At 71.8% G+C, this 20,772-nt stretch carries 21 protein-coding genes and 1 pseudogene; 10 read left to right on the top strand and 12 right to left on the bottom strand.

Annotated features, from left to right (window positions below; translation table 11 throughout):
• Nucleotides 1–57: 57 nt before the first annotated feature.
• Nucleotides 58–981, top strand: coding sequence for an EamA family transporter (locus tag ACFYYJ_RS31380; RefSeq protein WP_385364265.1), 924 nt, complete (start codon nucleotides 58–60; stop codon nucleotides 979–981).
• Between the two features lie 22 nt (nucleotides 982–1,003).
• Here ACFYYJ_RS31380 and ACFYYJ_RS31375 read toward each other — a convergent pair whose 3' ends face one another.
• From ACFYYJ_RS31375 to ACFYYJ_RS31360, 4 genes are all read right to left on the bottom strand, one after another.
• Nucleotides 1,004–1,795 (bottom strand): trypsin-like serine peptidase, encoded by a 792-nt coding sequence (locus ACFYYJ_RS31375; RefSeq protein WP_385126037.1) that lies wholly within the window; start codon nucleotides 1,793–1,795, stop codon nucleotides 1,004–1,006.
• Nucleotides 1,792–2,883, bottom strand: a complete 1,092-nt coding sequence (locus ACFYYJ_RS31370; protein ID WP_389137451.1) for an alpha/beta hydrolase — start codon at nucleotides 2,881–2,883, stop codon at nucleotides 1,792–1,794. Before ACFYYJ_RS31370 ends, ACFYYJ_RS31375 begins: the two co-directional genes overlap by 4 nt.
• A gap of 247 nt (nucleotides 2,884–3,130) precedes the next feature.
• Nucleotides 3,131–4,288: an alpha/beta hydrolase gene (locus ACFYYJ_RS31365; RefSeq protein WP_389137449.1), complete on the bottom strand. Its 1,158-nt coding sequence runs from the start codon at nucleotides 4,286–4,288 to the stop codon at nucleotides 3,131–3,133.
• Nucleotides 4,289–4,449: 161 nt separating this feature from the next.
• Nucleotides 4,450–4,887, bottom strand: coding sequence for a MarR family winged helix-turn-helix transcriptional regulator (locus ACFYYJ_RS31360; RefSeq protein ID WP_389137447.1), 438 nt, complete (start codon nucleotides 4,885–4,887; stop codon nucleotides 4,450–4,452).
• An 87-nt stretch (nucleotides 4,888–4,974) separates the two neighbouring features.
• On the opposite strand from ACFYYJ_RS31360, the gene ACFYYJ_RS31355 reads away from it, so the two are divergent.
• Nucleotides 4,975–5,991: an SMP-30/gluconolactonase/LRE family protein gene (locus ACFYYJ_RS31355; protein ID WP_389137445.1), complete on the top strand. Its 1,017-nt coding sequence runs from the start codon at nucleotides 4,975–4,977 to the stop codon at nucleotides 5,989–5,991.
• Between the two features lie 11 nt (nucleotides 5,992–6,002).
• Here the strand turns inward: ACFYYJ_RS31355 and ACFYYJ_RS31350 are convergent, their stop codons facing one another.
• Nucleotides 6,003–6,866 carry a hypothetical protein gene (locus ACFYYJ_RS31350; RefSeq protein WP_389137443.1) on the bottom strand — a complete coding sequence of 288 codons (864 nt, stop codon included), beginning with the start codon at nucleotides 6,864–6,866 and terminating at the stop codon, nucleotides 6,003–6,005.
• Between the two features lie 419 nt (nucleotides 6,867–7,285).
• On the opposite strand from ACFYYJ_RS31350, the gene ACFYYJ_RS31345 reads away from it, so the two are divergent.
• Nucleotides 7,286–7,489: a hypothetical protein gene (locus ACFYYJ_RS31345; RefSeq protein WP_389137441.1), complete on the top strand. Its 204-nt coding sequence runs from the start codon at nucleotides 7,286–7,288 to the stop codon at nucleotides 7,487–7,489.
• On the opposite strand, the gene ychF is transcribed toward ACFYYJ_RS31345, so the two are convergent.
• The gene (gene ychF, locus ACFYYJ_RS31340) at nucleotides 7,479–8,567 is read right to left on the bottom strand and encodes a redox-regulated ATPase YchF (RefSeq protein WP_384743076.1); all 1,089 of its coding nucleotides are present in this window, start codon (nucleotides 8,565–8,567) and stop codon (nucleotides 7,479–7,481) included. The genes ACFYYJ_RS31345 and ychF overlap by 11 nt on opposite strands.
• 216 nt (nucleotides 8,568–8,783) lie before the next feature.
• Here ychF and ACFYYJ_RS31335 point away from each other — a divergent pair, with 216 nt between their 5' ends.
• Nucleotides 8,784–9,233, top strand: a complete 450-nt coding sequence (locus tag ACFYYJ_RS31335) for a DUF6542 domain-containing protein (RefSeq protein ID WP_385126000.1) — start codon at nucleotides 8,784–8,786, stop codon at nucleotides 9,231–9,233.
• Here the strand turns inward: ACFYYJ_RS31335 and ppgK are convergent.
• Nucleotides 9,230–9,985 (bottom strand): polyphosphate--glucose phosphotransferase, encoded by a 756-nt coding sequence (gene ppgK / locus ACFYYJ_RS31330; RefSeq protein WP_385364286.1) that lies wholly within the window; start codon nucleotides 9,983–9,985, stop codon nucleotides 9,230–9,232. The two genes, ACFYYJ_RS31335 and ppgK, sit on opposite strands and share 4 nt — an antisense overlap.
• 21 nt (nucleotides 9,986–10,006) lie before the next feature.
• Complete coding sequence (locus ACFYYJ_RS31325) at nucleotides 10,007–11,011, bottom strand: 4-hydroxy-3-methylbut-2-enyl diphosphate reductase (protein ID WP_385125997.1); 1,005 nt, start codon at nucleotides 11,009–11,011, stop codon at nucleotides 10,007–10,009.
• A gap of 95 nt (nucleotides 11,012–11,106) precedes the next feature.
• Between ACFYYJ_RS31325 and ACFYYJ_RS31320 the strand changes: the two genes are divergently transcribed.
• From ACFYYJ_RS31320 to ACFYYJ_RS31305, 4 genes are all read left to right on the top strand, one after another.
• Nucleotides 11,107–12,492, top strand: a complete 1,386-nt coding sequence (locus tag ACFYYJ_RS31320) for an APC family permease (protein WP_389137437.1) — start codon at nucleotides 11,107–11,109, stop codon at nucleotides 12,490–12,492.
• A 443-nt stretch (nucleotides 12,493–12,935) separates the two neighbouring features.
• A complete protein-coding gene (gene xseA, locus ACFYYJ_RS31315) occupies nucleotides 12,936–14,153 on the top strand; it encodes an exodeoxyribonuclease VII large subunit (protein ID WP_385367005.1) in 1,218 nt (405 codons plus the stop codon).
• A gap of 72 nt (nucleotides 14,154–14,225) precedes the next feature.
• The gene (locus ACFYYJ_RS31310; protein ID WP_389137435.1) at nucleotides 14,226–14,465 is read left to right on the top strand and encodes an exodeoxyribonuclease VII small subunit; all 240 of its coding nucleotides are present in this window, start codon (nucleotides 14,226–14,228) and stop codon (nucleotides 14,463–14,465) included.
• A gap of 134 nt (nucleotides 14,466–14,599) precedes the next feature.
• Complete coding sequence (locus tag ACFYYJ_RS31305) at nucleotides 14,600–15,190, top strand: malonic semialdehyde reductase (RefSeq protein ID WP_385125990.1); 591 nt, start codon at nucleotides 14,600–14,602, stop codon at nucleotides 15,188–15,190.
• A gap of 76 nt (nucleotides 15,191–15,266) precedes the next feature.
• Here ACFYYJ_RS31305 and ACFYYJ_RS31300 read toward each other — a convergent pair whose 3' ends face one another.
• On the bottom strand, nucleotides 15,267–15,785 hold the full coding sequence (locus tag ACFYYJ_RS31300) for a DUF4245 domain-containing protein (protein ID WP_389137524.1): 519 nt from the start codon (nucleotides 15,783–15,785) through the stop codon (nucleotides 15,267–15,269).
• A gap of 204 nt (nucleotides 15,786–15,989) precedes the next feature.
• Here ACFYYJ_RS31300 and glpX point away from each other — a divergent pair, with 204 nt between their 5' ends.
• Nucleotides 15,990–17,021 (top strand): class II fructose-bisphosphatase, encoded by a 1,032-nt coding sequence (glpX, locus tag ACFYYJ_RS31295; protein WP_385134357.1) that lies wholly within the window; start codon nucleotides 15,990–15,992, stop codon nucleotides 17,019–17,021.
• On the opposite strand, the pseudogene ACFYYJ_RS31290 reads toward glpX, so the two are convergent.
• The 3 genes and pseudogenes from ACFYYJ_RS31290 to ACFYYJ_RS31280 all read right to left on the bottom strand — a co-directional run.
• A pseudogene (locus ACFYYJ_RS31290) lies at nucleotides 17,021–17,419 on the bottom strand (WhiB family transcriptional regulator); the annotation flags it as partial. The gene glpX and the pseudogene ACFYYJ_RS31290 overlap by 1 nt on opposite strands.
• 143 nt (nucleotides 17,420–17,562) lie before the next feature.
• On the bottom strand, nucleotides 17,563–18,162 hold the full coding sequence (locus ACFYYJ_RS31285) for a TIGR03086 family metal-binding protein (protein ID WP_385133685.1): 600 nt from the start codon (nucleotides 18,160–18,162) through the stop codon (nucleotides 17,563–17,565).
• Nucleotides 18,163–18,241: 79 nt separating this feature from the next.
• Nucleotides 18,242–18,907 carry a DUF1707 domain-containing protein gene (locus tag ACFYYJ_RS31280; protein ID WP_389137431.1) on the bottom strand — a complete coding sequence of 222 codons (666 nt, stop codon included), beginning with the start codon at nucleotides 18,905–18,907 and terminating at the stop codon, nucleotides 18,242–18,244.
• Between the two features lie 170 nt (nucleotides 18,908–19,077).
• Between ACFYYJ_RS31280 and ACFYYJ_RS31275 the strand changes: the two genes are divergently transcribed.
• Entirely contained in the window at nucleotides 19,078–20,742 is a 1,665-nt protein-coding gene (locus ACFYYJ_RS31275; RefSeq protein ID WP_385133679.1) for a fumarate hydratase, read from the top strand.
• Nucleotides 20,743–20,772 lie beyond the last annotated feature (30 nt).

Below are 20,772 nucleotides of genomic sequence, written 5' to 3'. Positions count from 1 at the left end.
GCGGGACCTGGCGGGACGGGGCGGAGCGGGGCAGGCCGACGACCATAGGATCTCGTCATGCGCACATCAGCTCCGCCCGAGGAGAAGACCGCGGCGGCCCCGGCCGCGGCCGTCTGGACCGCCCTCGTCCTCGTCTACGTGGTGTGGGGTTCGACCTACCTCGGCATCCGCGTCGTCGTCGAGACCATGCCGCCCTTCCTCTCCGCCGGAGCCCGCTTCATCACCGCCGGCCTGCTGCTGGTCGGCGCGGTCGCCTGGCGCTACGGCCCGGCCGCGCTCAAGGCCACCCGGGCCCAGGTCGCCTCGGCGGTCCTGGTCGGCCTGCTGCTGATCCTCGGCGGGAACGGCCTGGTCGTGCTCGCCGAGACCTCCGTGCCCTCCGGGCTGGCCGCCCTGCTGGTCGCGGCGGTGCCGATGTGGGTGGTGGTGCTGAGGGCGGGCACCGGGGACCGGCCGCCGCGGCGCACCCTGGGCGGGGTCCTGGTGGGGCTGGCCGGGCTCGCGGTCCTGACCGGTCCGGGCATCGGCGGGGCCGTGCGGCTGTCCGGGGTGCTGCTGGTGGTGGCGGGCTCGGTGCTGTGGTCGCTGGGCTCGTTCTCCGCGTCGAAGCTGCCGCTGCCGGGCAACCCGTTCACCGGCAGCGCGTACCAGATGCTCGCGGGCGGGATCGGCGGCGTGGTGGTCGGCCTGGTGCGCGGCGAGCACCGCGGTCTGGACCCGGCGGCGTACTCCACGGCCTCCTGGCTGGCCCTCGGTTACCTGGTCGTCTTCGGCTCGCTCGTCGGCTTCACTGCGTACGTGTGGCTGCTCCAGGCCGCGCCGCTGTCGCTGGTGTCCACGTACGCGTACGTCAATCCGGTGGTCGCCGTCGCGCTCGGCTGGCTGATCCTCGACGAGGCCCTGACCTGGCCGATCGTGCTGGGCGGCGCGGTCGTCGTGGCGGCGGTGGGCGTGATCGTCAGTACGGAGCGCAAGAAGTAGCCGGAAGCGGGCGCGCGCCGACTCAGCCCCGCGCCGCCCGCTCGTACAGGGCCTTCGCCCGCTCGTCGAACAGTGCCGCCGTGGAGTCCACGTCCGTGTCCCCGCCGCTCAGCACTCCGATCAGCCGGCCGGGGTGGCCCGGACCGCCTCGGTCGGCGATCCAGGGGCTGCCGCTGGTGCCCGTCCAGAAGCCCGCGCAGCTCATGTAGAGCATGTCGGGGTCGTTGTCGTCGTGCCGGGTCTGCGTCGTGCACGAGACGGGCTTGTTCTTCGGGTTGTGATCGGACTCCGGGTAGCCGACGACGGTCACGTCCCGGTCGTAGCCCGAGGTCCATTCGGGTTTCGGGGCCTCCGCCGCCCCGCCGACGGCCTGCTGCACGCTGCGCCCGTCCTCGTCCGGCGCGAGGGTGAGGAAGGCGAAGTCGGCGGTCTCCTCGCCCCACTTCGTCCAGCGGTCGTCGACGTGGATCGAGCGGACCTTCCACACCCCCAGGGGCTGGGTGCCCGCGCCCTCGCCCGAGAAGGCGGGAGCGAAGGCCAGCTCGCCGATGGCCAGGCCGTCGTGGGCGACCTCGCCCGGTTGCCCGGCCTCCCCGGCCGGGGCCACGCAGTGCGCGGCGGTCGCGACGACGTTGCCCTTCGGGCTGTCGACGACGCTCGCCGTGCACCAGTGCTCGCCGCCCGCCATGAGCACGCCGACGGTGGGGAAGGGGAGCACGAGCCGGTCGCCGGGCGATTCGATGAACGCGACGGCGCACACCGCCGCGATCCCCGCCACGGCGGCCATCGAGGCCCCCTTCACCACACGGCTCATCGCACGGTGGGATCGGGGGTCGGCGCGGACATCACCTTGCTGATCCACTCCAGCGCGCCCTCCCTCATGCCGCGAACGTACGACTTCCCGTTGTGCTCACCATCCTGGATCACCTGGAGCGTGGTGTGCACGGGACCCTTGCCGTAGTCCTGCATGAACTTCTCGGCCTTTTCGCGGCCGGTCTCCGCGGTGCCGATCTGGAAGTTGATGTAGACGTCCGGGCCGCCCGTGTTGATCAGCTTCTCGGCGAGCTTCTCCGGGTTGTCCTGGTCCATGGCCTGCGTGTTCCCGTTCCACAGCGGGGAATCGGGGACGATGTCGACCCCGCTCGCGATGGCCGCCTTGAAGCGGTCCGGGTACTTCAGGACGTGCTTGAAGGCGCCGAACCCGCCGGCCGACGAGCCCATGAAGGCCCAGCCGTCGCGGGAGGTGAAGGTCCGGAAATTGGCCTTCGTGAAATCCGGGATGTCTTCGACCATCCAGGTGCCCATCTTGGGCTGGCCGGGGATGTCGGAGGCGTCGAAGTGGTGCTTGGTGTCGGCGTTGTGCACCGGCATGATCAGGATGAAGGGCAGGCTCTTGCCCGACTTCGCCCCGTCGGCGACGGCCTTCTGCAGGCCGAGGCCGGGGCCCGTGCCCCAGTAGTTCGTGGGGTAGCCGCGACCTCCTGGCAGGGAGATCAGCACCGGGAAGGCGCTCTTGGCGTACTTCGGCTCGTCGTACTCCTTCGGCACCCACACCCACACGTCACCCGTGAACCCGGACTTCGCCCCGGTGAGGGTGGTCTTCCCGATCTGGGTGCCGTCCGGCAGCCGGCTCGTACGGGTGAACTGGGCCTTCGGCCCGGTCGGCATCCGCACCCCCGACGGCGCCTCGGACACCGCGGCGGCGGTGGAGGTCTTCTGCACCTTCCCGAAGGACACCGGTTCCCCTATGTCCGAGAAGAGGCCGTACTTGTACGCTGCCGCTCCGCCGCCGGCGGTCAGGACGAACGCGAGCCCGCCTCCGATCAGAAGCAGGCGCAGGCGCTTGGGGCGACGGCCGCCCTTGGTCGTGGGGCCGCCGTCGCCTTGCTGGTCATACTGCACGGAATTTGTCCCGTTCCCTCTCCGGCGCTCACCTCGGAGCGCGGGTCGGACCGTTCGGTCCCCCTACACCCCTGTCAGAGGTATGAACGACGGGACGGGTTGCCTGGGACGGGCGTGACGTGTCGATCGCCACCCGATGGTGGTCGGGCGTTCGACCGGACGGCCGGGAGCCGGGCCGGGGCCGGGCCGGGGGCGCGGTCGAGGGCCGGGTCGAGGGCAGGGGTCGAAGGCGCGTTCGGGGGCGCGGTCAGCCGGTCGCGGGCTTGGGGCCCTTCAGCACCTTGCTGATCCACTCCAGGGAGCCTTCCTTCATGCCCCGCACGTAGTGCCACCCGTTGTGCTCGCCGTTCTGGATGTCGCGGATGGTCGTCTTGACCGGGCCCTTGCCGTAGCTCTGCACGAACTTCGTCATCCGGTCCTTCCCGCTCTCCTTCGTGCCGATCTGGAAGTTGATGTAGACCTCGGGCCCGTTGGTGTCGATCAGCTTCTTGGCGAGGACCTCGGGGTTGTTCGCGTCCATCTCCGCCTGGTGGCCCTTCCACAGCGGGGAGTCCGGGACGATCTCGCCGCCGCTGGCGATCACGGCCTTGAACTTGTCCGGGTGCTGGAGGAGCGTCTTCATGCCGACGAAGGCGCCGGAGGAGGAGCCCATGAAGGCCCAGCCGTCGCGGGACTTGTACGTACGGAAGTTGGCGCGGGTGAAGTCCGGGACGTCCTCGGCGATCCAGGTGCCCATCTTGGGCTGGCCGGGGATGTCGGCGCCGTCATAGTAGTACTTACTGTCCGGGTTGAGCACCGGCATGATCACGATGAAGGGCAGGCTGGTGCCGGCCTGGACGCCCTCGGTGATGGCCTTCTGGAGGCCGAGGCTGCGGTCGGCCCAGTAGTTGTTCGGGTAGCCGTTGCCGCCGGGGAGCGCGATGAGGACCGGGAAGGCGCTCTTGGCGTACTTCGGGTCGTCGTACTCCTTGGGCGCCCACACCCACACGTCGCCCTCGAAGCCGGACTTCGCGCCCGCGAGGCGGGTCTTGGCGATGATCGTGCCGTCGTCGAGCTTGGTCGTCTGCTTGAAGTCGGACTTCGGGCCGCTCGGCATCTGCACGTCGGGGTCGCCGGTGGGCGTGGGCGAGGCCGAGGCCGAGGCCGCCGGGGCTCCCGGGGTCTGCTTCTCGGACCCGGCCGGGGACGAGGGCTGCTTGCCGAAGGTCACCGCGTCGCCGTTGCCGGAGAACCAGTCGAGCTTCCACGCGGCGAACCCGCCGGCGCCGAGGAGGAGGGCGAGGACGACGACCCCGGCGATCCATATTCGGCGCCGGGACCTGCCGGGCTGCTGCGGCTGCCGGTACTGCGACTCCTCGGCCTCGTGGGGCCGGGGCGGGGCCGGGGGCTGCGGGTGCTGGTGCACGTACTTCGCTCCGAACGGTCGTGGCTGCCCGACGGGCAGAAGGACTTGCTGCTTTTCCTGATGTACGAATTGCCCCGCACAGTTCCAAATCCCGGCAAAAACATGTCGGAATCCTGAGTGAACGTCAGGGGCGGCGGCGCCGGTCGGCCGCCGGCCTGCCGTCAGCGCTGCTCGTCGAGGACCTCGGCGCACCGGCCCAGCAGCGCGATGAGCTGCGCCCGCTCCTCCGCGGTGAACGCCTCGGCCAGCGCCCGCTCCACGCGTACCGCGCCCGAGTCGGCCTGTTCCATCACCGCCCGACCGTCCTGGGTGAGGCGGGTCTCCAGCACGTTGCGGTGGAGTTCGTGCGGGGTCCGCTCGATGAGCCCGCGCTCCTGGAGGTTCTTCAGGACGGTGTTCATGGTCGGCGGCGTCACCCCGCACAGCCGGGCGAGCGCGGCGGCGGAGACGCCGGGCTTCTCGGCCAGCCAGAGCAGCGCGGCGTACTGCGGAACCGTTACCGCGGCCGGCTTCACCGCGGCGTTCTTCGCCGCGAGGAGCGCCTGCTCGGCGCGCTTGATGTGCGCGCCGATGCGCTCGTCGGGGGCCATGGAGGTCATTCCCGCATCCTACGACCCTTGCGTACATTAGAGCTCTAACATAAGTTCGTCTACGCACACCAAGTAGAAGACACCTGGGGATACGTGATGGAACTCCTGCCCGCCGCCACGCCGACCACCGCACTGCGCACCGCCCTGAGCACCGCACTGGCCACCGCCCTCGCCCTGGCCTGCCTGGGAGCGGCACCGGCGTCCGCGCTCTCCTCGTCGTCCGACGCCCGGATGTCCACCGCCTTCTCGATACCCGGCGCGAAGGTCTACCCCGAGGGCATCGCCACCGACGCCCGTACGCACACCGTCTACGTGGGCTCGTACGCGGACGGCACCGTCTACCAGGCCCGACCCGGCCGCACCGAGGCGGAGGTGTTCCTGCCCTCCGGGACCGACGGCCGCCACACGGCGAACGGCCTGCGGGTCGACGCCCGGGGCCGGCTCTGGGTGACGGACTCCACGGCCGGGGTCTCGGTCTACGACACCCGGACCGGCTCCCGCCTGGCCCACTTCGAGGTGGCGGGCGGCGGCCCCCGCTTCGTCAACGACCTGACGATCACCCCGGACGGCGCCGCGTACCTCACCGACAGCGTCCGCGGGGTGATCTACCGCGTGACCCCCGAGCAGCTGGCCGCCGGCAGCGGCCCCCTCACCGAGGCGTACGACCTGTCCCCGGCCCTGCGCCCCCGCCCGGCGGGCGGCTTCAGCCTCAACGGGATCGTCTCGGACCGCGCCGGCCGCTACCTCCTCGCGGTCGACATGCCGGAGGGGGACCTGTACCGCGTGGACCTCGCCACCGGGGCCGTGCTCCGCGTCGACCTCGGCGGCCGGGACATGAAGGCCGCAGACGGCCTCGACCTCTCCCCCGACGGCACGCTGCGCGTGGCGCACAACACCACCGACACCCTGACCCGCTGGCAGCTCGGCGCGGACGGCACCAGGGCCCGCCTGACCCGCACGGTCACGGACCCGTCCCTGCAGATCCCGACGACCCTGTCCCACACCCCGGGCCGCACGCTGGTCGTCCGCTCCCAGTTCGACAAGGGCGGCCCGATGACCCCGAGCACGGGCAGCCCGACCACCTTCACGGTGGCCTCGGTACGCGGATTCTGACGGGGCGACGGTCAGGGGCCGCCGCGGAACGCGCCCAGCCGGGCCTGCTCGTCCTCGACGATCCGCCGGACCAGAGCGGTGCCCGACACGTCGGCGGCGGCCTCGGCCGCAGCGGGGTCGGGCCGTTGATCCGCGATCTCCGCGATCAGGCGGTAGTACTCGGCCGGGCGGAGCTCGAAGTCGACCAAGGCGGCGAGCTCGGTCGGGGGACCGCGGAGCAGGTCCACCGAGGCCTGCGCGAGCAGCCGCGGCACGCCCTCCCGCTCGGCCCGCCCGATGAGGGCCCGGACCTCCGAGGCGGCCTTCAGCGCGCGTTCCCGTGCGGCCCCGCCCGCGAGGAGCAGCCGCAGCCGGCACGGGACCAGCCGGGCGGCGTCGAGCAGCGGCCCGAGACGGCACGTCAGGGCGCGGGCGGCGGCGAGCGCCCGCCGCGCCTCGGGGCCCGCCTCCACCAGCACGTGCAGGGCGACGAGCAGTGCGGTGGTCCGGGGGTCCGGCCGGTCGACGTCGATGCACACGGCGATGGTCTCCCGTACGGCTTCGGCGATCCGGCGGGCGGCCGCGACGGCCTGGGCGGCGGTCTGCCTGCCGACCCCGGGGATCTGCCGCAGCCGGTAGGGCCCTGCGTCCAGGACCTGCCCGACGGTGCGGAAGCCACCCCGCTCGACCTCCCCGAGCCGCAGTCCCCCCTCGGTGACCTCCTTCAGTCGGGCCACCGGGATGGCGTCGAGCTCGCGTGCCGCGAGGCCGTCGCAGATCGGAGCCAGGGCCGCGCGGACCTCCTCGACGGCCCGCTCGTGGTCCGCGGCCACGGCCTGCGCCGCCTCGTACAGCCGCGTCCCCCGGGCAACCGCCTCCCGGTCCCTCCGCCCCATCGCGCCCCGGCCCCTCTCGTCAGACCCCCGCATCCTCCCACCTGCGAAGGAGCCCGTGCGGCGACGGCGAGGAAGCCGTCAACGGCGCGGACCACGGCGGGAAGTGCCGGGAGGCTGCACACGGCGCCGCGGCGGGCGAAGCCCGCCCGCCTCCGGCCTGCCGTGCCGGGCTGTCGGTGCCGGACTGTCGGTGCCGACTGCTTCCATGGCGTCATGAGCACCGCGCACGAGGCCGCCGTCCTCCTCCCCCACCCGTCCCGGCTCCGCGCCCATCTCCGCGCACTGGCCGTCCTGGACACCGCGATCGGCGGCGATCCGCGGTCCTGCCGGTACACGCTCGACACCGCGTGGGGCCCCGGCACGGAGGCGGCCCTGATGGAGAACGGTTCGGGGGACGGCTTCTGCGTCCCCCGGCCGGCGTGCTCATACGCGGCTTCGGCCACGCGCCCGGGATGGGTCCGTACGGGCCGGACGACGCGCAGGTCCGGCCCGACGTCATCGACGAAGTGCCCGCCACGCTGCGCCCGTTCCCGGACGAGCCCGCAAGCGTCCACGCAGCACAAGGCCGCCCGACCCGCTCCACCGCGGGTCGGACGGCCCTGGCCGAACGGATCAGACGTTGAAGCGGAACTCGACCACGTCGCCGTCCTGCATGACGTAGTCCTTGCCCTCCATGCGGGCCTTGCCCTTCGAGCGGGCCTCGGCCACCGAGCCGCATTCGACCAGGTCCGCGAAGGAGATGACCTCGGCCTTGATGAAGCCGCGCTGGAAGTCGGTGTGGATGACGCCGGCCGCCTCGGGGGCCGTGGCGCCCTGCTTGATGGTCCAGGCGCGGGTTTCCTTCGGGCCTGCCGTCAGGTAGGTCTGGAGGCCCAGGGTGGCGAAGCCGACGCGGCCCAGGGTGGCCATGCCCGGCTCGTCCTGGCCGACCGACTGGAGGAGTTCGAGGGCCTCGTCGTCCTCCAGCTCGATGAGCTCCTGCTCCAGCTTCGCGTTCAGGAAGATGGCCTCGGCCGGGGCGACCAGGGCGCGCTGCTCGTCCTTGAAGGCCTCGTCCGTCAGCTCGTCCTCGTCCACGTTGAAGACGTAGAGGAACGGCTTCGTGGTCAGCAGGTGGAGCTCGTGGAGGAGGTCGCCCTGCTCCGTGCCCTTGGTGATGCCCTTCGAGAAGAGCGTGTCGCCCGCTTCGAGGATCTTCTTCGCCTCGACGACGGCCGCGAGGACCGCGACCTTCTCCTTCTGGAGGCGGGACTCCTTCGTCAGGCGCGGTTCGGCCTTCTCGATGGACTGGAGGTCGGCGAGGATCAGCTCGGTGTTGATCGTCTCGATGTCGTCCTTGGGCGAGACCTTGCCGTCGACGTGGACGACGTTCTCGTCCTTGAAGGCGCGGATGACCTGGCAGATCGCGTCCGACTCGCGGATGTTCGCGAGGAACTTGTTGCCGAGGCCCTCGCCCTCCGAGGCGCCGCGCACGATGCCGGCGATGTCGACGAAGTCGACCGTGGCCGGCAGGACGCGCTGGGAGCCGAAGATGCCGGCCAGGGTCGCGAGGCGGGAGTCGGGGACGCCGACGACGCCCACGTTCGGCTCGATGGTGGCGAACGGGTAGTTGGCCGCCAGCACGTCGTTCTTGGTCAGGGCGTTGAACAGGGTCGACTTGCCGACATTCGGCAGACCGACGATTCCGATCGTGAGCGACACGTTGGCGACTTCCCGTAGCTGGAGGGGGCGGCGGCCCGGGTGCGGGCCACCGGACAGTTTACTTTCCGATGAGTGGCGGTGGATGTACGCGTGTCCGGGACCGGATCCGGCGGCTCCCCCGCCTAGTTTTGTGGGGTGGAGCGATACAGGACGCGACCGGTCCCTCACCCCCAGCGAGTACCGAGCCCGCCGAGGCAGCCGAGGCCCCAGCGGCCCGTGCGGCCCCCGGCGCAGCGCACCCGCCCGACGGCAGCCGCCGCGAGCGTCGCGCGGCGGCTGCCTCGACCGCGGCTGACGGGGCTCGGCGGCGGGTTGTTCGCGTGCGCGGCCATGGTCCTGGTGGCCGGGTTCGCCTGGCTGCTCTTCGACTCGTCCCTGTTCGTCTACGGGCTGCTGTTCCCGCCCGTCGCCGCGGCCACCGCCCTGTGGGTGCGGCCCGCCGACCTGATCACCGCGCCGATCGCCGCGCCCATCGCCTTCGCCGCCGGAGTGTGGCCCGTGTCGGGCGGCTCCGGCGGCTTCGGCGGGCAGCTGATGGGGCTGGTGTCCGCGCTGTCCCTGCACGCCGGGTGGCTGTACGCGGGGACGCTGGTCGCCGCCCTGATCGTCGTCGTCCGCAAGGCCGTGCTGATCGGGCGGCGGAGGGTTCCCCGACGGGTCGGCTAGACGGACCCACCGGCGGCGGCCTTCGCCGCCATCGCCGCGCCCACGATGCCCGCGTCGTTCCGGAGCTTCGCCGGGACGATCTCCGCGCGGATGCCGTCGATCAGCGGCAGGAACTTCTCCGGCTTGCGGCTGACCCCGCCGCCGATGATGAAGAGGTCCGGGGAGAACAGCATCTCCACGTGGGCCAGGTACTTCTGGAGGCGGTGCGCCCAGCGCTCCCAGGTCAGGTCCCCGTCCTCCTTGGCCTTCACCGACGCCCGCGTCTCCGCGTCGTGGCCCTTCAGCTCCAGGTGGCCGAGCTCCGAGTTCGGGACCAGGCGCCCGTCCGTGAACAGGGCGCTGCCGATGCCCGTCCCCAGGGTGAGCAGGATGACCGTGCCCGAGCGTCCCGCGCCCGCCCCGTACGTCATCTCCGCGACGCCCGCCGCGTCCGCGTCGTTGAGGACCGTCACCGGCAGGCCGCCCAGCTCGCGCGAGAGGAGACCCGCGGCGTCGGCGCCCACCCACCCCTTGTCGACGTTGGCAGCCGAGCGGGTGATCCCGTTCGTGACGACGCCCGGGAAGGTGACCCCGACCGGCCCCGACCAGGAGAAGGCGCCGACCACCTCCGCGACGCAGCCGGCCACCCCCTCGGGGGTGGCCGGCTGCGGTGTCAGTACCTTGTGGCGCTCCTGTGCCAGGCCGCCCCTCGCCAGGTCCACGGGAGCGCCCTTGATCCCGGATCCGCCGATGTCCACACCCATGATCTGCATGGACATACCGTACGAAACCAGTTACTTGTCCGCGACCAGTTCGGCAGCTTCGGCGCGCAGGTCGCGGCGCAGTTCCTTCGGGAGGGAGAAGACGATCGACTCCTCGGCCGTCTTGACGATCTCCACGTCGGCGTAGCCGCGCGCGGCCAGCCACTCCAGGACCTCCTCGACCAGCACCTCCGGCACCGAGGCGCCCGAGGTCAGGCCGACCGTGGTGACGCCCTCCAGCCAGGCCTCGTCGATCTCGCTCGCGAAGTCGACCAGGTACGCGGCCTTGGCGCCGGCGTCCTTGGCGACCTCGACCAGCCGGATGGAGTTCGAGGAGTTCTTCGAGCCGACCACGATGACCAGGTCGGAGTCGGCGCCCATCACCTTGACGGCGGCCTGCCGGTTCGAGGTGGCGTAGCAGATGTCGTCGCTGGGCGGGGAGACGAGGAGCGGGAACTTCGTCTTCAGCGCGTCGACCGTCTCCATCGTCTCGTCGACGGAGAGGGTGGTCTGGGAGAGCCAGACGACCTTCGACTCGTCGCGGACCTCGACCTTCGCCACGTCCTCCGGCCCGTCGACGATCGTGATGTGGTCCGGGGCCTCGCCGGAGGTGCCGATGACCTCCTCGTGGCCCTCGTGGCCGATGAGGAGGATGTCGAAGTCCTCGTTCGCGTACCGGATGGCTTCCTTGTGCACCTTGGTGACGAGCGGGCACGTGGCGTCGATCGTCGCGAGCCTGCCGCGCGCCGCCTCCTCGTGCACCACCGGCGCCACGCCGTGCGCGGAGAACATCACGATGTTGCCCTCGGGCACCTCTTCCGTCCGCTCGACGAAGATGGCGCCCTTCTTCTCCAGGGTCTGCACGACGTACTTGTTGTGCACGATCTCGTGCCGGACGTACACCGGCGCCCCGTACTGCTCGAGGGCTTTCTCGACGGCGATCACGGCTCGGTCCACGCCCGCGCAGTAGCCGCGGGGCGCGGCGAGCAGGACACGGCGGGAGGCGGGAGCAGGGGCGGGAGCAGTCATGTGGTCCATCGTACGGGGGTCCCCAGCAGGCCGTACGTCCCCCGTACGGCACACACTTGCCGGGAAGATCAGAAGAAACGTCCCGACAGTCACCCGGAGGACTGATGGCGTCCGCTACGGATTCCGGCAACGCCGCGCCCGGAGGCACGGGCGGCGGTGCGCCCACCGCCCTGCGGCGAAGCCTCGGCTTCCGGGACCTGGTCGTCTACGGGCTTCTCTTCATCGCCCCGATGGCCCCGGTCGGGGTCTTCGGCACCCTCGACGCGAAGTCGCACGGCGCCGTGGCCCTGGTCTACCTGGCCGCGACCGTCGCGATGGCCTTCACGGCCTTCTCGTACGCGCAGATGGTGCGGGTCGCCCCACAGGCCGGCTCGGTCTTCACGTACGCCCGCAAGGGGCTGGGCGAGGGGGCGGGGCTGATCGCCGGGTGGATGGCGATGCTCGACTACCTGCTGATCCCGGCGGTCGCGTACCTGTTCTCCGGGATCGCGATGAACGCGCTGGTGCCGGAGGTCTCCCGGTGGGTGTGGACGGCGCTGGCGGTGGTCGTGACCACCGGCCTCAACCTGTGGGGCGTACGGACGGCAGCGCGGGTCGGTTTCGCCGTGCTGGCCATGGAGGTCCTGGTCCTGCTCGTGTTCGTGGTCGCGGCGGTGACGGTGCTGGTCCGGGACGGGGCTCGGCGCGGGCTGCTCTCCCCGCTGACCGGCGACGGCTCGCTCGGCTTCAGTACGGGCGCGGTGCTGACGGCGGTGTCGGTGGCAGTCCTGTCGTACCTGGGCTTCGACGCGATCGTCTCCTTCGCGGAGGAGGTGACGGGGGGCTCGCGGCGGGTGGCGCGGGCGGTGCTGTTCTGCCTGGGGCTGGCGGGCGCGCTGTTCGTCGCGCAGACGTATCTGGTGGCGCTGCTGAACCCGGTCTCCTCGGCGGAACTGGCGGCCGATCCGGGGCTCCAGGGCCCGGCCTTCTACAACGCGGTGGAGTCCTCGGTCGGCACCTGGCTGCACGACCTGGTGGCGGTCAGCAAGGCCATCGGGGCGGCCTTCGCGGCGCTGGCCGGGCAGGCGGCGGCGGGCAGGCTGGTGTTCGCGATGGCGCGTGAGCGGCGGCTGCCGGGGGCGCTGGCGCGGACCTCGGACGGCACTCCGCGGGCGGCTCTGGTGGTGGCGGCGACGGTGACGCTGGTCGCGGCGTTGTGGGCGGCGGGGCGCGACGACGGGCTGGACCACCTGGTCTCGGTGGTGGACGTGGGGGCGCTGGTGGCGTTCACGCTGCTGCACGCGTCGGTGGTGGGCTGGTTCGTGGTCCAGCGGAGGGAGGGGCCGCCGAACTGGTGGAAGCACCTGGTCATGCCGGTGCTCGGTGCGGTGGTGACGGTGGCGGTGATCGTGGAGGCGTCGTGGGCGGCGCGGGTGGTGGGGGCGGTGTGGTTGGGGGTGGGCCTGTGCGTGCTGCTTGCCCAGCGGGGGCGGCGGCGGGTGTCCCCCTGACGGAACGCTGCCGCCGGACTCCGCTGCCTGGCTCCGCTGCCTGGTGCGGCGCCGGGCTCCGCCGCCGGGCTCCGCTGCCGGGTGCGGCGCCGGGCTCCGCCGCCGGGCTCCGCTGCCGGGTGCGGCGCCGGGCTCCGCCGCCGGGCTCCGCTGCCGGGTGCGGCGCCGTTCCGGGGGCGCTGCCCCCGCACCCCCGCGCCTCAAACGCCGGCGGGGCTGGGGTGGTGTCCCCCGTGCGGGACCCGGCCCCTCGCGCAGCGCCACTGCCGGCCGGTCTTCGAGCCGCACCCGACAACCGGCAGCAGCCGAATCCAGCCCCGCCGGCGTTTGAGGCGCGGGGTCCGGGGCAGCGCCCCGGCAGCGGAGCTGAACCCGGCGGCCGACACGGCCCCGCAGGGTAACGGCCCTGAGGTGGTGTCAGCCCCGCCGGATAGCCTGCGTACATGGGTCTGAATACGTCGGCCGAGGCACCGCTGCCGGTGGGGCAGGTGTCCCGGCTCATCGGGGGCTGGATCGAGCGGCTCGGGCAGGTGTGGGTGGAGGGGCAGATCACGCAGCTCTCGCGGAGACCGGGAGCGGGGGTGGTCTTCCTGACGCTGCGCGACCCCTCGCACGACATCTCGGTCAGCGTGACCTGCTTCCGCCAGGTGTTCGACGAGGTCGCGGACGTGGTCTCGGAGGGCGCGAGGGTCGTACTGCTGGCCAAGCCGGAGTGGTACGCGCCGCGGGGGCAGCTGTCCCTGCGGGCCACCGAGATAAGGCCGGTCGGCATCGGGGAGCTGCTGGCCCGGCTGGAGCGGCTCAAGCGGTCCCTGGCGTCCGAGGGGCTGTTCGCCCTGGAGCGGAAGAAGCCGCTGCCGTTCCTGCCGCAGCTGATCGGGCTGGTGGTCGGGCGGGCTTCGGCGGCCGAGCGCGACGTGCTGGAGAACGCCCGGCGCCGCTGGCCCGCGGTCCGTTTCGAGGTGCGGAACGTGGCCGTGCAGGGCGTGCACGCCGTGCCCCAGGTGATCCAGGCCGTCAAGGAGCTGGACGCCCTCGACGAGGTCGACGTGATCATCGTGGCCCGCGGCGGCGGCAGCGTGGAGGACCTGCTGCCCTTCTCCGACGAGGAGGTCGTGCGGACGGTCGCCGCGGCCCGTACGCCGGTGGTCTCGGCGATCGGGCACGAGCCGGACTCCCCGCTGCTGGACCTCGTCGCGGACCTGCGGGCCTCCACGCCCACGGACGCCGCGAAGAAGGTGGTCCCGGACGTGGGTGAGGAGCTGGAGCGGGTGCGGCAGCTCCAGGGCCGCGGGCTGCGCGCCGTGCGCGGGCTGCTGGACCGGGAGGAGCGGGGGCTGGCGCACGCGCTGGCGCGGCCGGTCTTCGTACATCCCCAGCGGATGGTGGAGGTACGGGAGGACGAGCTGGACGCGCTGCTCGCGCGCAGCCGGCGCACGCTCGGGCACCTGCTGGACCGGGCCGACTCCGAGCTGGAGCACACCCTGGCCCGGGTGGTGGCGCTGTCGCCGGCCGCGACGATGGAGCGCGGGTACGCGGTGCTCCAGCGGGCCGACGGGCACGTGGTGCGTTCACCGCGGGAGGTGACGGGGGACGAGGTGCTGCGGGCCCGGGTCGCGGAGGGCGAGTTCGAGGTGCGGGTCGTGCCGGAATCCGACTAGCCACATGTGATCAACCAATTCACACACTGAAGCAACGGTTCCGTTGCATTGCACACATAGGGTGGAAAAGGAATGGCAGAGGCCGAAACCGCGCTGGGTTACGAGCAGGCGCGCGACGAGCTGGTCGAGGTCGTCCGCAAGCTGGAGGCCGGCGGGACCTCCCTGGAGGACTCCCTGGCCCTCTGGGAGCGCGGCGAGGAGCTGGCGAAGGTCTGCCGGCACTGGCTGGAGGGGGCCAGGGCCCGACTGGACTCGGCGCTCGCGGCGCGCGAGCAGGCCGAGACGGGCGGGTCGGGCGAGGCAGCCGGCTAGGGGGCGGGGGCGGAAAAGGTCCCGCATCGCGAGTGACGCTGATCACCATCAGGGCGATTTAGTTGAAACTTCATCTACTTGCGCCGTAGTGTCTGGGACATCGCTTCACCTCCGTATGGAAGAAGGCTTTCCGCATGTCTCTCGTTCTTGACTCCGCCGCCCAGGACCTCCTGTTCCGCGAGGCCCGCACCGCCAACACGTTCTCGGACGAGCCGGTGACCGAGGAGCAGGTTCAGGCGATCTACGACCTGGTGAAGTACGGCCCCACCGCCTTCAACCAGACCCCGCTGCGCATCACCCTGGTCCGCTCCCCCGAGGCCCGCGAGCGCCTCGTGAAGCACATGGCCGAGGGCAACCAGGCCAAGACCGCCGCCGCCCCGCTGGTCGCGATCCTCGCCGCGGACAACGAGTTCCACGAGGAGCTCCCGCAGCTGCTGCCGCACTTCCCGCAGGCCAAGGACGCGTTCTTCTCCGAGCGCCCGGTCCGCGAGCAGTCCGCGCTGGTGAACGCCGCCCTCCAGGCCGCGTACTTCATCCTCGGCATCCGCGCCGCCGGCCTGGCCGCGGGCCCGATGACCGGCCTGGACTTCCAGGGCCTCCAGAAGGAGTTCCTGGACGCCGACCACACCCCGCTGATGGTGATCAACATCGGCAAGCCGGGCGAGGACGCCTGGTTCCCGCGCTCCCCGCGCCTGGAGTTCGACCAGGTCATCACCACGGTCTGACCCGAGTACGAAGAAAGGCGGCCCGCCCCGGGATTCCGGGGCGGGCCGCCTTTCTTCGTGTCCGCGCTCGGCGGGCCTACTTGCCCTGCTTGAACTCCAGCGACGCCGCCATCGCGCCCAGCTGATCGAAGGAGGCCGTGCCGGTGACCACCGTGACGTGGCCCTGGTCCTGGCGGACGAGGGCGTCGTACTTCTCGCCGTCCCAGCGCTCCCAGGCCGTGTCGCCGACCTGCTGCGTCTGCCCGGTGGCCTTCGCCTTCTGGGTGATCCGGCCGAGGTTCTTGGCGGAGGTGTCCGTGGACTGCTCCACGGCCACGTACTGCTGCTCCGGATCGAGGAAGCCCAGGTGCCAGGAGTCGGCGTTCTTGCGCTCGTACGAGACCGACGTCGCCCGCCACTGCTCCGGGAGCCCCACGGGGGCGGCCACCGGGTAGGGGGCCGCGCGCCGGGCCGTGAGCGTCTCCACCCGGTAGTCGATCGTGAGCGTCGGATCGGCCTTGTCGTCATGGGGGACGAACACGTAGATCCCCGCCACGACGACGCCGATCACCGCCAGCGACCGGACCATGTCCCAGACCGTCTGCTTGCCTTTCATACCTGCCACGGCACCATCGTCCCGCATCCCCTCCGGCGATCACCGCCGGGGGCCGCCTTGGCGGGGCGCGAGTGTCCGCTCAGGCCAATCGGCTGACCGATATACCGCTCATAAGTGACCCGGTCTGCTCAATTTGTCGACCTGACGATAGAGTTCCAGCACCCTCACTTCACCGGCCGTCGCCGACCAGAAAGGTGCCCTCGGATGACCGAGCACAACCTGCCGCCTCAGCTCGTAGTCTCACCGGAGGCCCCCGACCGCAACCTCGCCCTGGAACTCGTCCGGGTCACCGAGGCCGCCGCCCTGGCCGCGGGTCGTTGGGTCGGCCGCGGTGACAAGCTCGGCGCGGACGGCGCGGCCGTCAACGCCATGCGCACCCTGATCTCCACCGTCTCGATGAACGGCGTCGTCGTCATCGGCGAGGGCGAGAAGGACGAAGCCCCGATGCTCTTCAACGGCGAGGCGGTCGGCGACGGCACCGGTGCCGAGGTCGACATCGCCGTGGACCCGATCGACGGCACGACCCTGAACGCCAAGGGCATGCCGAACGCCATCGCCGTCCTGGCCGCCGCGGACCGCGGCACCATGTTCGACCCGTCCGCGGTCTTCTACATGGAGAAGCTCGTCACCGGCCCCGAGGCCGCCGACTTCGTCGACATCAACGCCCCCGTCTCGGTGAACATCCGCCGCGTCGCCAAGGCGAAGGGCATGGCCGTCGAGGACGTCACGGTCGTCATCCTGGACCGCCCGCGCCACGAGGGCATCGTCAAGGAGATCCGCGAGACGGGCGCCCGCATCAAGTTCATCTCCGACGGCGACGTCGCCGGCTCGGTCATGGCGGTCCGTGAGGGCACCGGCGTGGACCTGCTCCTCGGCATCGGCGGCACCCCCGAGGGCATCATCTCCGCCTGCGCCATAAAGTGCCTCGGCGGCACGATCCAGGGCAAGCTGTGGCCCAAGGACGAAGCCGAGCGGCAGCGCGCCCTGGACGCCGGCCACGACCTGGGCCGCGTCCTGACCACGAACGACCTGGTGTCGGGCGAGAACGTCTTCTTCGTCGCCACCGGCATCACCGACGGCGAGCTGCTGCGCGGCGTGCACTACCGCGCGGAGACGGCGACGACGTCCTCGCTGGTCATGCGCTCGAAGTCGGGCACGATCCGGCAGATCGACTCGACGCACCGCCTGTCGAAGCTGCGCGCGTACAGCGCGATCGACTTCGACCGCGCGAAGTAGCCCGCGGCGGCGATCGGGCCGGGGCCCGGGTTCTGGCGGAGCTCGGCGGCCCTGCGGCGCATCCGGGCCAGGATCACCCGGCGCTCGGCGGCGGTGAGGCCGCCCCACACTCCGTACGGCTCGGGCTGGAGCAGTGCGTGCTCCCGGCAGGCGACCATCACCGGGCAGCGCGCGCAGACGCGCTTGGCGGCCTCCTCGCGGGAGAGCCGGGCCGCGGTCGGCTCCTTCGACGGCGCGAAGAAGAGCCCCGCCTCGTCCCGGCGGCACACCGCCTCCGCATGCCAGGGACCGTCCTCTTCCCGTGATGGGGTCCGCGGCTTCGGCACGGCCGGCGCCGCACGCCCCTGAAGAGTCTGGACGGCGGCTGCCTGCAGGGACTGATGCGGCGGATGCGGCACGGTCTACTCCTGACGACGTATACGCGAGCGAGACGCGAGCGGGAGACGATGCACCTGTCCCTACCCGCTGTACGCGCCCCTATGCACCGTGCACCACCGGCCTCGCGGCCTTCGTCCGAAACGTGCCCCTGCCGTCGGGGCTCTCAGGCGCCCTTCGGCGCCCAGCCCGGATCGCGCCCCAGGAAGCCCAGCAGCGACCCGGCCGGGTCGGCTTCGGGCGAGGGCGCGTCGGACAGCGCCGGGCCGTAGGCGAAGCCCCTCAGGGGCTCGGCGAGGGCCTCGGCGGCGGGCCGCAGGGCGCGGGCCAGCTCTGCGGGGAGCGGGGACGGCTGTCCGGTGGCGACGGCGATGTCCCAGGCGTGCACGGCGGCGTCGAGGGCGGCCGCGCCGACGGCGATCTCGGCGGACACCGTGAACGGGGGCAGCGGCACCGCGACCTCCGCGGTACCGGGCACGACCCCGGCGAAGGCCTCGGCGGCCGCGTCGAGAGCGGGCTCCAGCAGCCCCGCCGGGGCGCCGATCGGGGCGCCGGACGGTGCGAACGGGTCCTCGTCCGGGCCGGGTCCGCCGGTGAGGCGGGAGGCGTAGGCGAGCTGGTCGCCGGCGGCGTGCCGGAGCACCTGGGTGACGTTCCACTGCTCGCAGGGCGTCGGCCGGTCCCAGCCGTCGGCCGGCACCGCGGCGACGGTGGCGCGAAGTGCTTGGTGTGCCTGGTCGAGCAGGTCCCACTTGGATACGGTCATGCAGCGGATCCTACGAGAGCGCTTGCGGCCGAATCCCGTTGTTCCCAGGGCGTGTTGGGGAGCGGGAAGCGGAATGGGATCAGCCGTCGAGCCGCTTGCGCAGCTTGTGCGCCAGGTCTACGAGGCGGGCGCCGAGTTTGGGGCGGGCCTCGATGTTGCCGAGCAGGGCGAAGCCCCGGACGATCACGACGGGGGCCTGCGGGTCGGTCTCCCCGCGGCTCTCGCCGCGCACCTCGAAGTTGCCGAGGACCCCGCTGCCGTAGCCGCGCAGGGTGACGTTCTCCGGGACCTTGATCTCCACGTTGCCGAGTACGCACGTCACGTTGATCTCGGTGACCTGCTGCTCGAAGACCGCCTCGGTGAGGTCGATCTCGATGTCGCCCATGACCGAGACCGCGCGGGTGTGCGCGCCCGGCCGCCAGCGACCCTTGCGGGAGGCGCTGCTGCACACGGCGACGACGTTCTCCATGTAGCCGGCGGGCACGGCCGCGGCGGCTCCCACCCCGTACACGGGGCGGTCCTGGCCGGCGCCCGGCGCGGGCAGGTCCCGTACGAGGGCCTCCAGCTCGCCGACCGTCTTGAGTTCGTAGAGCGAGTCCAGGCGCTCCGAGTGCTCCTCGGAGTTCAGCCGGCCCTCGGCGAGGGCGTCGGCGAGCCTCTGCGCGATCCGGTCCCGGTCGGCGTCGGAGGCGCGCAGCTCGGACGCGGCGGGGGCGGGGGCGGCGGGGTGCTTTTCCAGGTCCACGTCGGTCAGCATAGCGAGACGCGATAGATCGCGATAGTCCCGAGTGGCGCAGAGCGCGCCCCGAGTGAGCCTTACCTCACAACCACGGCCGCGTCGAGAGGTCCTACGCTGGATGACCGCGCTGCCAATTGGTCGCCAGTGCTGTCTGCCGAGTGAGGAATGGCCACACGATGCCGGAGTTCGCGTACACCGACCTGCTGCCCTTGGGCGAGGACACCACCCCCTACCGGCTGGTGACCTCGGAGGGCGTGTCCACCTTCGAGGCGGACGGCCGTACGTTCCTCAAGGTCGAGCCCGAGGCGCTGCGCAAGCTCGCCGAAGAGGCCATCCACGACATCCAGCACTTCCTGCGCCCCGCGCACCTCGCGCAGCTGCGCCGGATCATCGACGACCCCGAGGCCTCGTCGAACGACAAGTTCGTCGCCCTGGACCTCCTGAAGAACGCGAACATCGCGGCGGCCGGCGTCCTGCCGATGTGCCAGGACACGGGCACGGCGATCGTGATGGGCAAGCGCGGCCAGAACGTCCTGACCGAGGGCGGTGACGAGGCGGCCCTGTCGCGCGGCATCTACGACGCGTACACCCGCCTGAACCTGCGCTACTCCCAGATGGCCCCGATCACCATGTGGGAGGAGAAGAACACCGGCTCGAACCTGCCCGCGCAGATCGAGCTGTACGCGACGGACGGCGGCGCGTACAAGTTCCTCTTCATGGCCAAGGGCGGCGGCTCGGCCAACAAGTCCTTCCTCTACCAGGAGACCAAGGCGGTCCTCAACGAGGCCTCCATGATGAAGTTCCTGGAGGAGAAGATCCGTTCGCTCGGCACGGCGGCCTGCCCGCCGTACCACCTGGCGATCGTGGTCGGCGGCACCTCGGCCGAGCACGCACTGAAGACCGCGAAGTACGCCTCGGCGCACTACCTGGACGAGCTGCCCCGCGAGGGTTCCGCGCTCGGCCACGGCTTCCGCGACGAGGCCCTGGAGCAGCAGGTCTTCGAGCTGACCCAGAAGATCGGCATCGGCGCGCAGTTCGGCGGCAAGTACTTCTGCCACGACGTCCGCGTCGTCCGCCTCCCCCGCCACGGCGCCTCCCTCCCGGTGGCCATCGCGGTCTCCTGCTCCGCGGACCGCCAGGCGGTCGCGAAGATCACCGCCGAGGGCGTCTTCCTGGAGCAGCTGGAGACGGACCCGGCGCGCTTCCTCCCGGACACCACGGACTCCCACCTGGACGAGTCCTCGGACGTGGTCTCCATCGACCTGAACCGGCCGATGGACGAGATCCTGGCGACCCTGACCGAGCACCCGGTCAAGACCCGCCTGTCCCTGACCGGCCCGCTGGTCGTGGCGCGCGACATCGCGCACGCCAAGATCAAGGAGCGGCTGGACGCCGGTGAGGGCATGCCGCAGTACCTGAAGGACCACCCGGTCTACTACGCGGGCCCCGCGAAGACCCCCGAGGGCTACGCCTCGGGCTCCTTCGGCCCGACCACGGCCGGCCGCATGGACAGCTACGTCGAGCAGTTCCAGGCGGCGGGCGGCTCGAAGGTCATGCTGGCCAAGGGCAACCGCTCGCAGCAGGTCACGGACGCGTGCGGCGCGCACGGCGGCTTCTACCTGGGCTCGATCGGCGGCCCCGCGGCGCGCCTGGCGCAGGACTGCATCAAGAAGGTCGAGGTCCTGGAGTACGAGGAGCTCGGCATGGAGGCGGTGTGGAAGATCGAGGTGGAGGACTTCCCGGCGTTCATCGTCGTCGACGACAAGGGCAACGACTTCTTCCAGAACCCGGCTCCGGAGCCGACGTTCACGCACATCCCGGTGCGCGGCCCGGGCCTCTAGCCCGTAATCCGCGGCGCGTTGGCCGAGGGC

Source organism: Streptomyces sp. NPDC002467 (assembly GCF_042889825.1).
In the GTDB taxonomy this organism is placed as follows: Bacteria; Actinomycetota; Actinomycetes; order Streptomycetales; family Streptomycetaceae; genus Streptomyces.
Note: the sequence above shows the minus strand (reverse complement) of the source record. Positions and strands in the feature narration are given on the sequence as shown.

What these genes read in the sequence shown, in the direction of transcription:
- ACFYYJ_RS31380 (WP_385364265.1), top strand. Translation starts at nt 58, where the DNA reads ATGCGCACATCAGCTCCGCCCGAGGAGAAGACCGCGGCGGCCCCGGCC.
- ACFYYJ_RS31375 (WP_385126037.1), bottom strand. Translation starts at nt 1,795, where the DNA reads ATGAGCCGTGTGGTGAAGGGGGCCTCGATGGCCGCCGTGGCGGGGATC.
- ACFYYJ_RS31360 (WP_389137447.1), bottom strand. Translation starts at nt 4,887, where the DNA reads ATGACCTCCATGGCCCCCGACGAGCGCATCGGCGCGCACATCAAGCGC.
- ACFYYJ_RS31355 (WP_389137445.1), top strand. Translation starts at nt 4,975, where the DNA reads ATGGAACTCCTGCCCGCCGCCACGCCGACCACCGCACTGCGCACCGCC.
- ACFYYJ_RS31350 (WP_389137443.1), bottom strand. Translation starts at nt 6,866, where the DNA reads ATGGGGCGGAGGGACCGGGAGGCGGTTGCCCGGGGGACGCGGCTGTAC.
- ppgK (WP_385364286.1), bottom strand. Translation starts at nt 9,985, where the DNA reads ATGCAGATCATGGGTGTGGACATCGGCGGATCCGGGATCAAGGGCGCT.
- ACFYYJ_RS31325 (WP_385125997.1), bottom strand. Translation starts at nt 11,011, where the DNA reads ATGGACCACATGACTGCTCCCGCCCCTGCTCCCGCCTCCCGCCGTGTC.
- ACFYYJ_RS31320 (WP_389137437.1), top strand. Translation starts at nt 11,107, where the DNA reads ATGGCGTCCGCTACGGATTCCGGCAACGCCGCGCCCGGAGGCACGGGC.
- xseA (WP_385367005.1), top strand. Translation starts at nt 12,936, where the DNA reads ATGGGTCTGAATACGTCGGCCGAGGCACCGCTGCCGGTGGGGCAGGTG.
- ACFYYJ_RS31310 (WP_389137435.1), top strand. Translation starts at nt 14,226, where the DNA reads ATGGCAGAGGCCGAAACCGCGCTGGGTTACGAGCAGGCGCGCGACGAG.
- ACFYYJ_RS31305 (WP_385125990.1), top strand. Translation starts at nt 14,600, where the DNA reads ATGTCTCTCGTTCTTGACTCCGCCGCCCAGGACCTCCTGTTCCGCGAG.
- ACFYYJ_RS31300 (WP_389137524.1), bottom strand. Translation starts at nt 15,785, where the DNA reads ATGAAAGGCAAGCAGACGGTCTGGGACATGGTCCGGTCGCTGGCGGTG.
- glpX (WP_385134357.1), top strand. Translation starts at nt 15,990, where the DNA reads ATGACCGAGCACAACCTGCCGCCTCAGCTCGTAGTCTCACCGGAGGCC.
- ACFYYJ_RS31285 (WP_385133685.1), bottom strand. Translation starts at nt 18,162, where the DNA reads ATGACCGTATCCAAGTGGGACCTGCTCGACCAGGCACACCAAGCACTT.
- ACFYYJ_RS31275 (WP_385133679.1), top strand. Translation starts at nt 19,078, where the DNA reads ATGCCGGAGTTCGCGTACACCGACCTGCTGCCCTTGGGCGAGGACACC.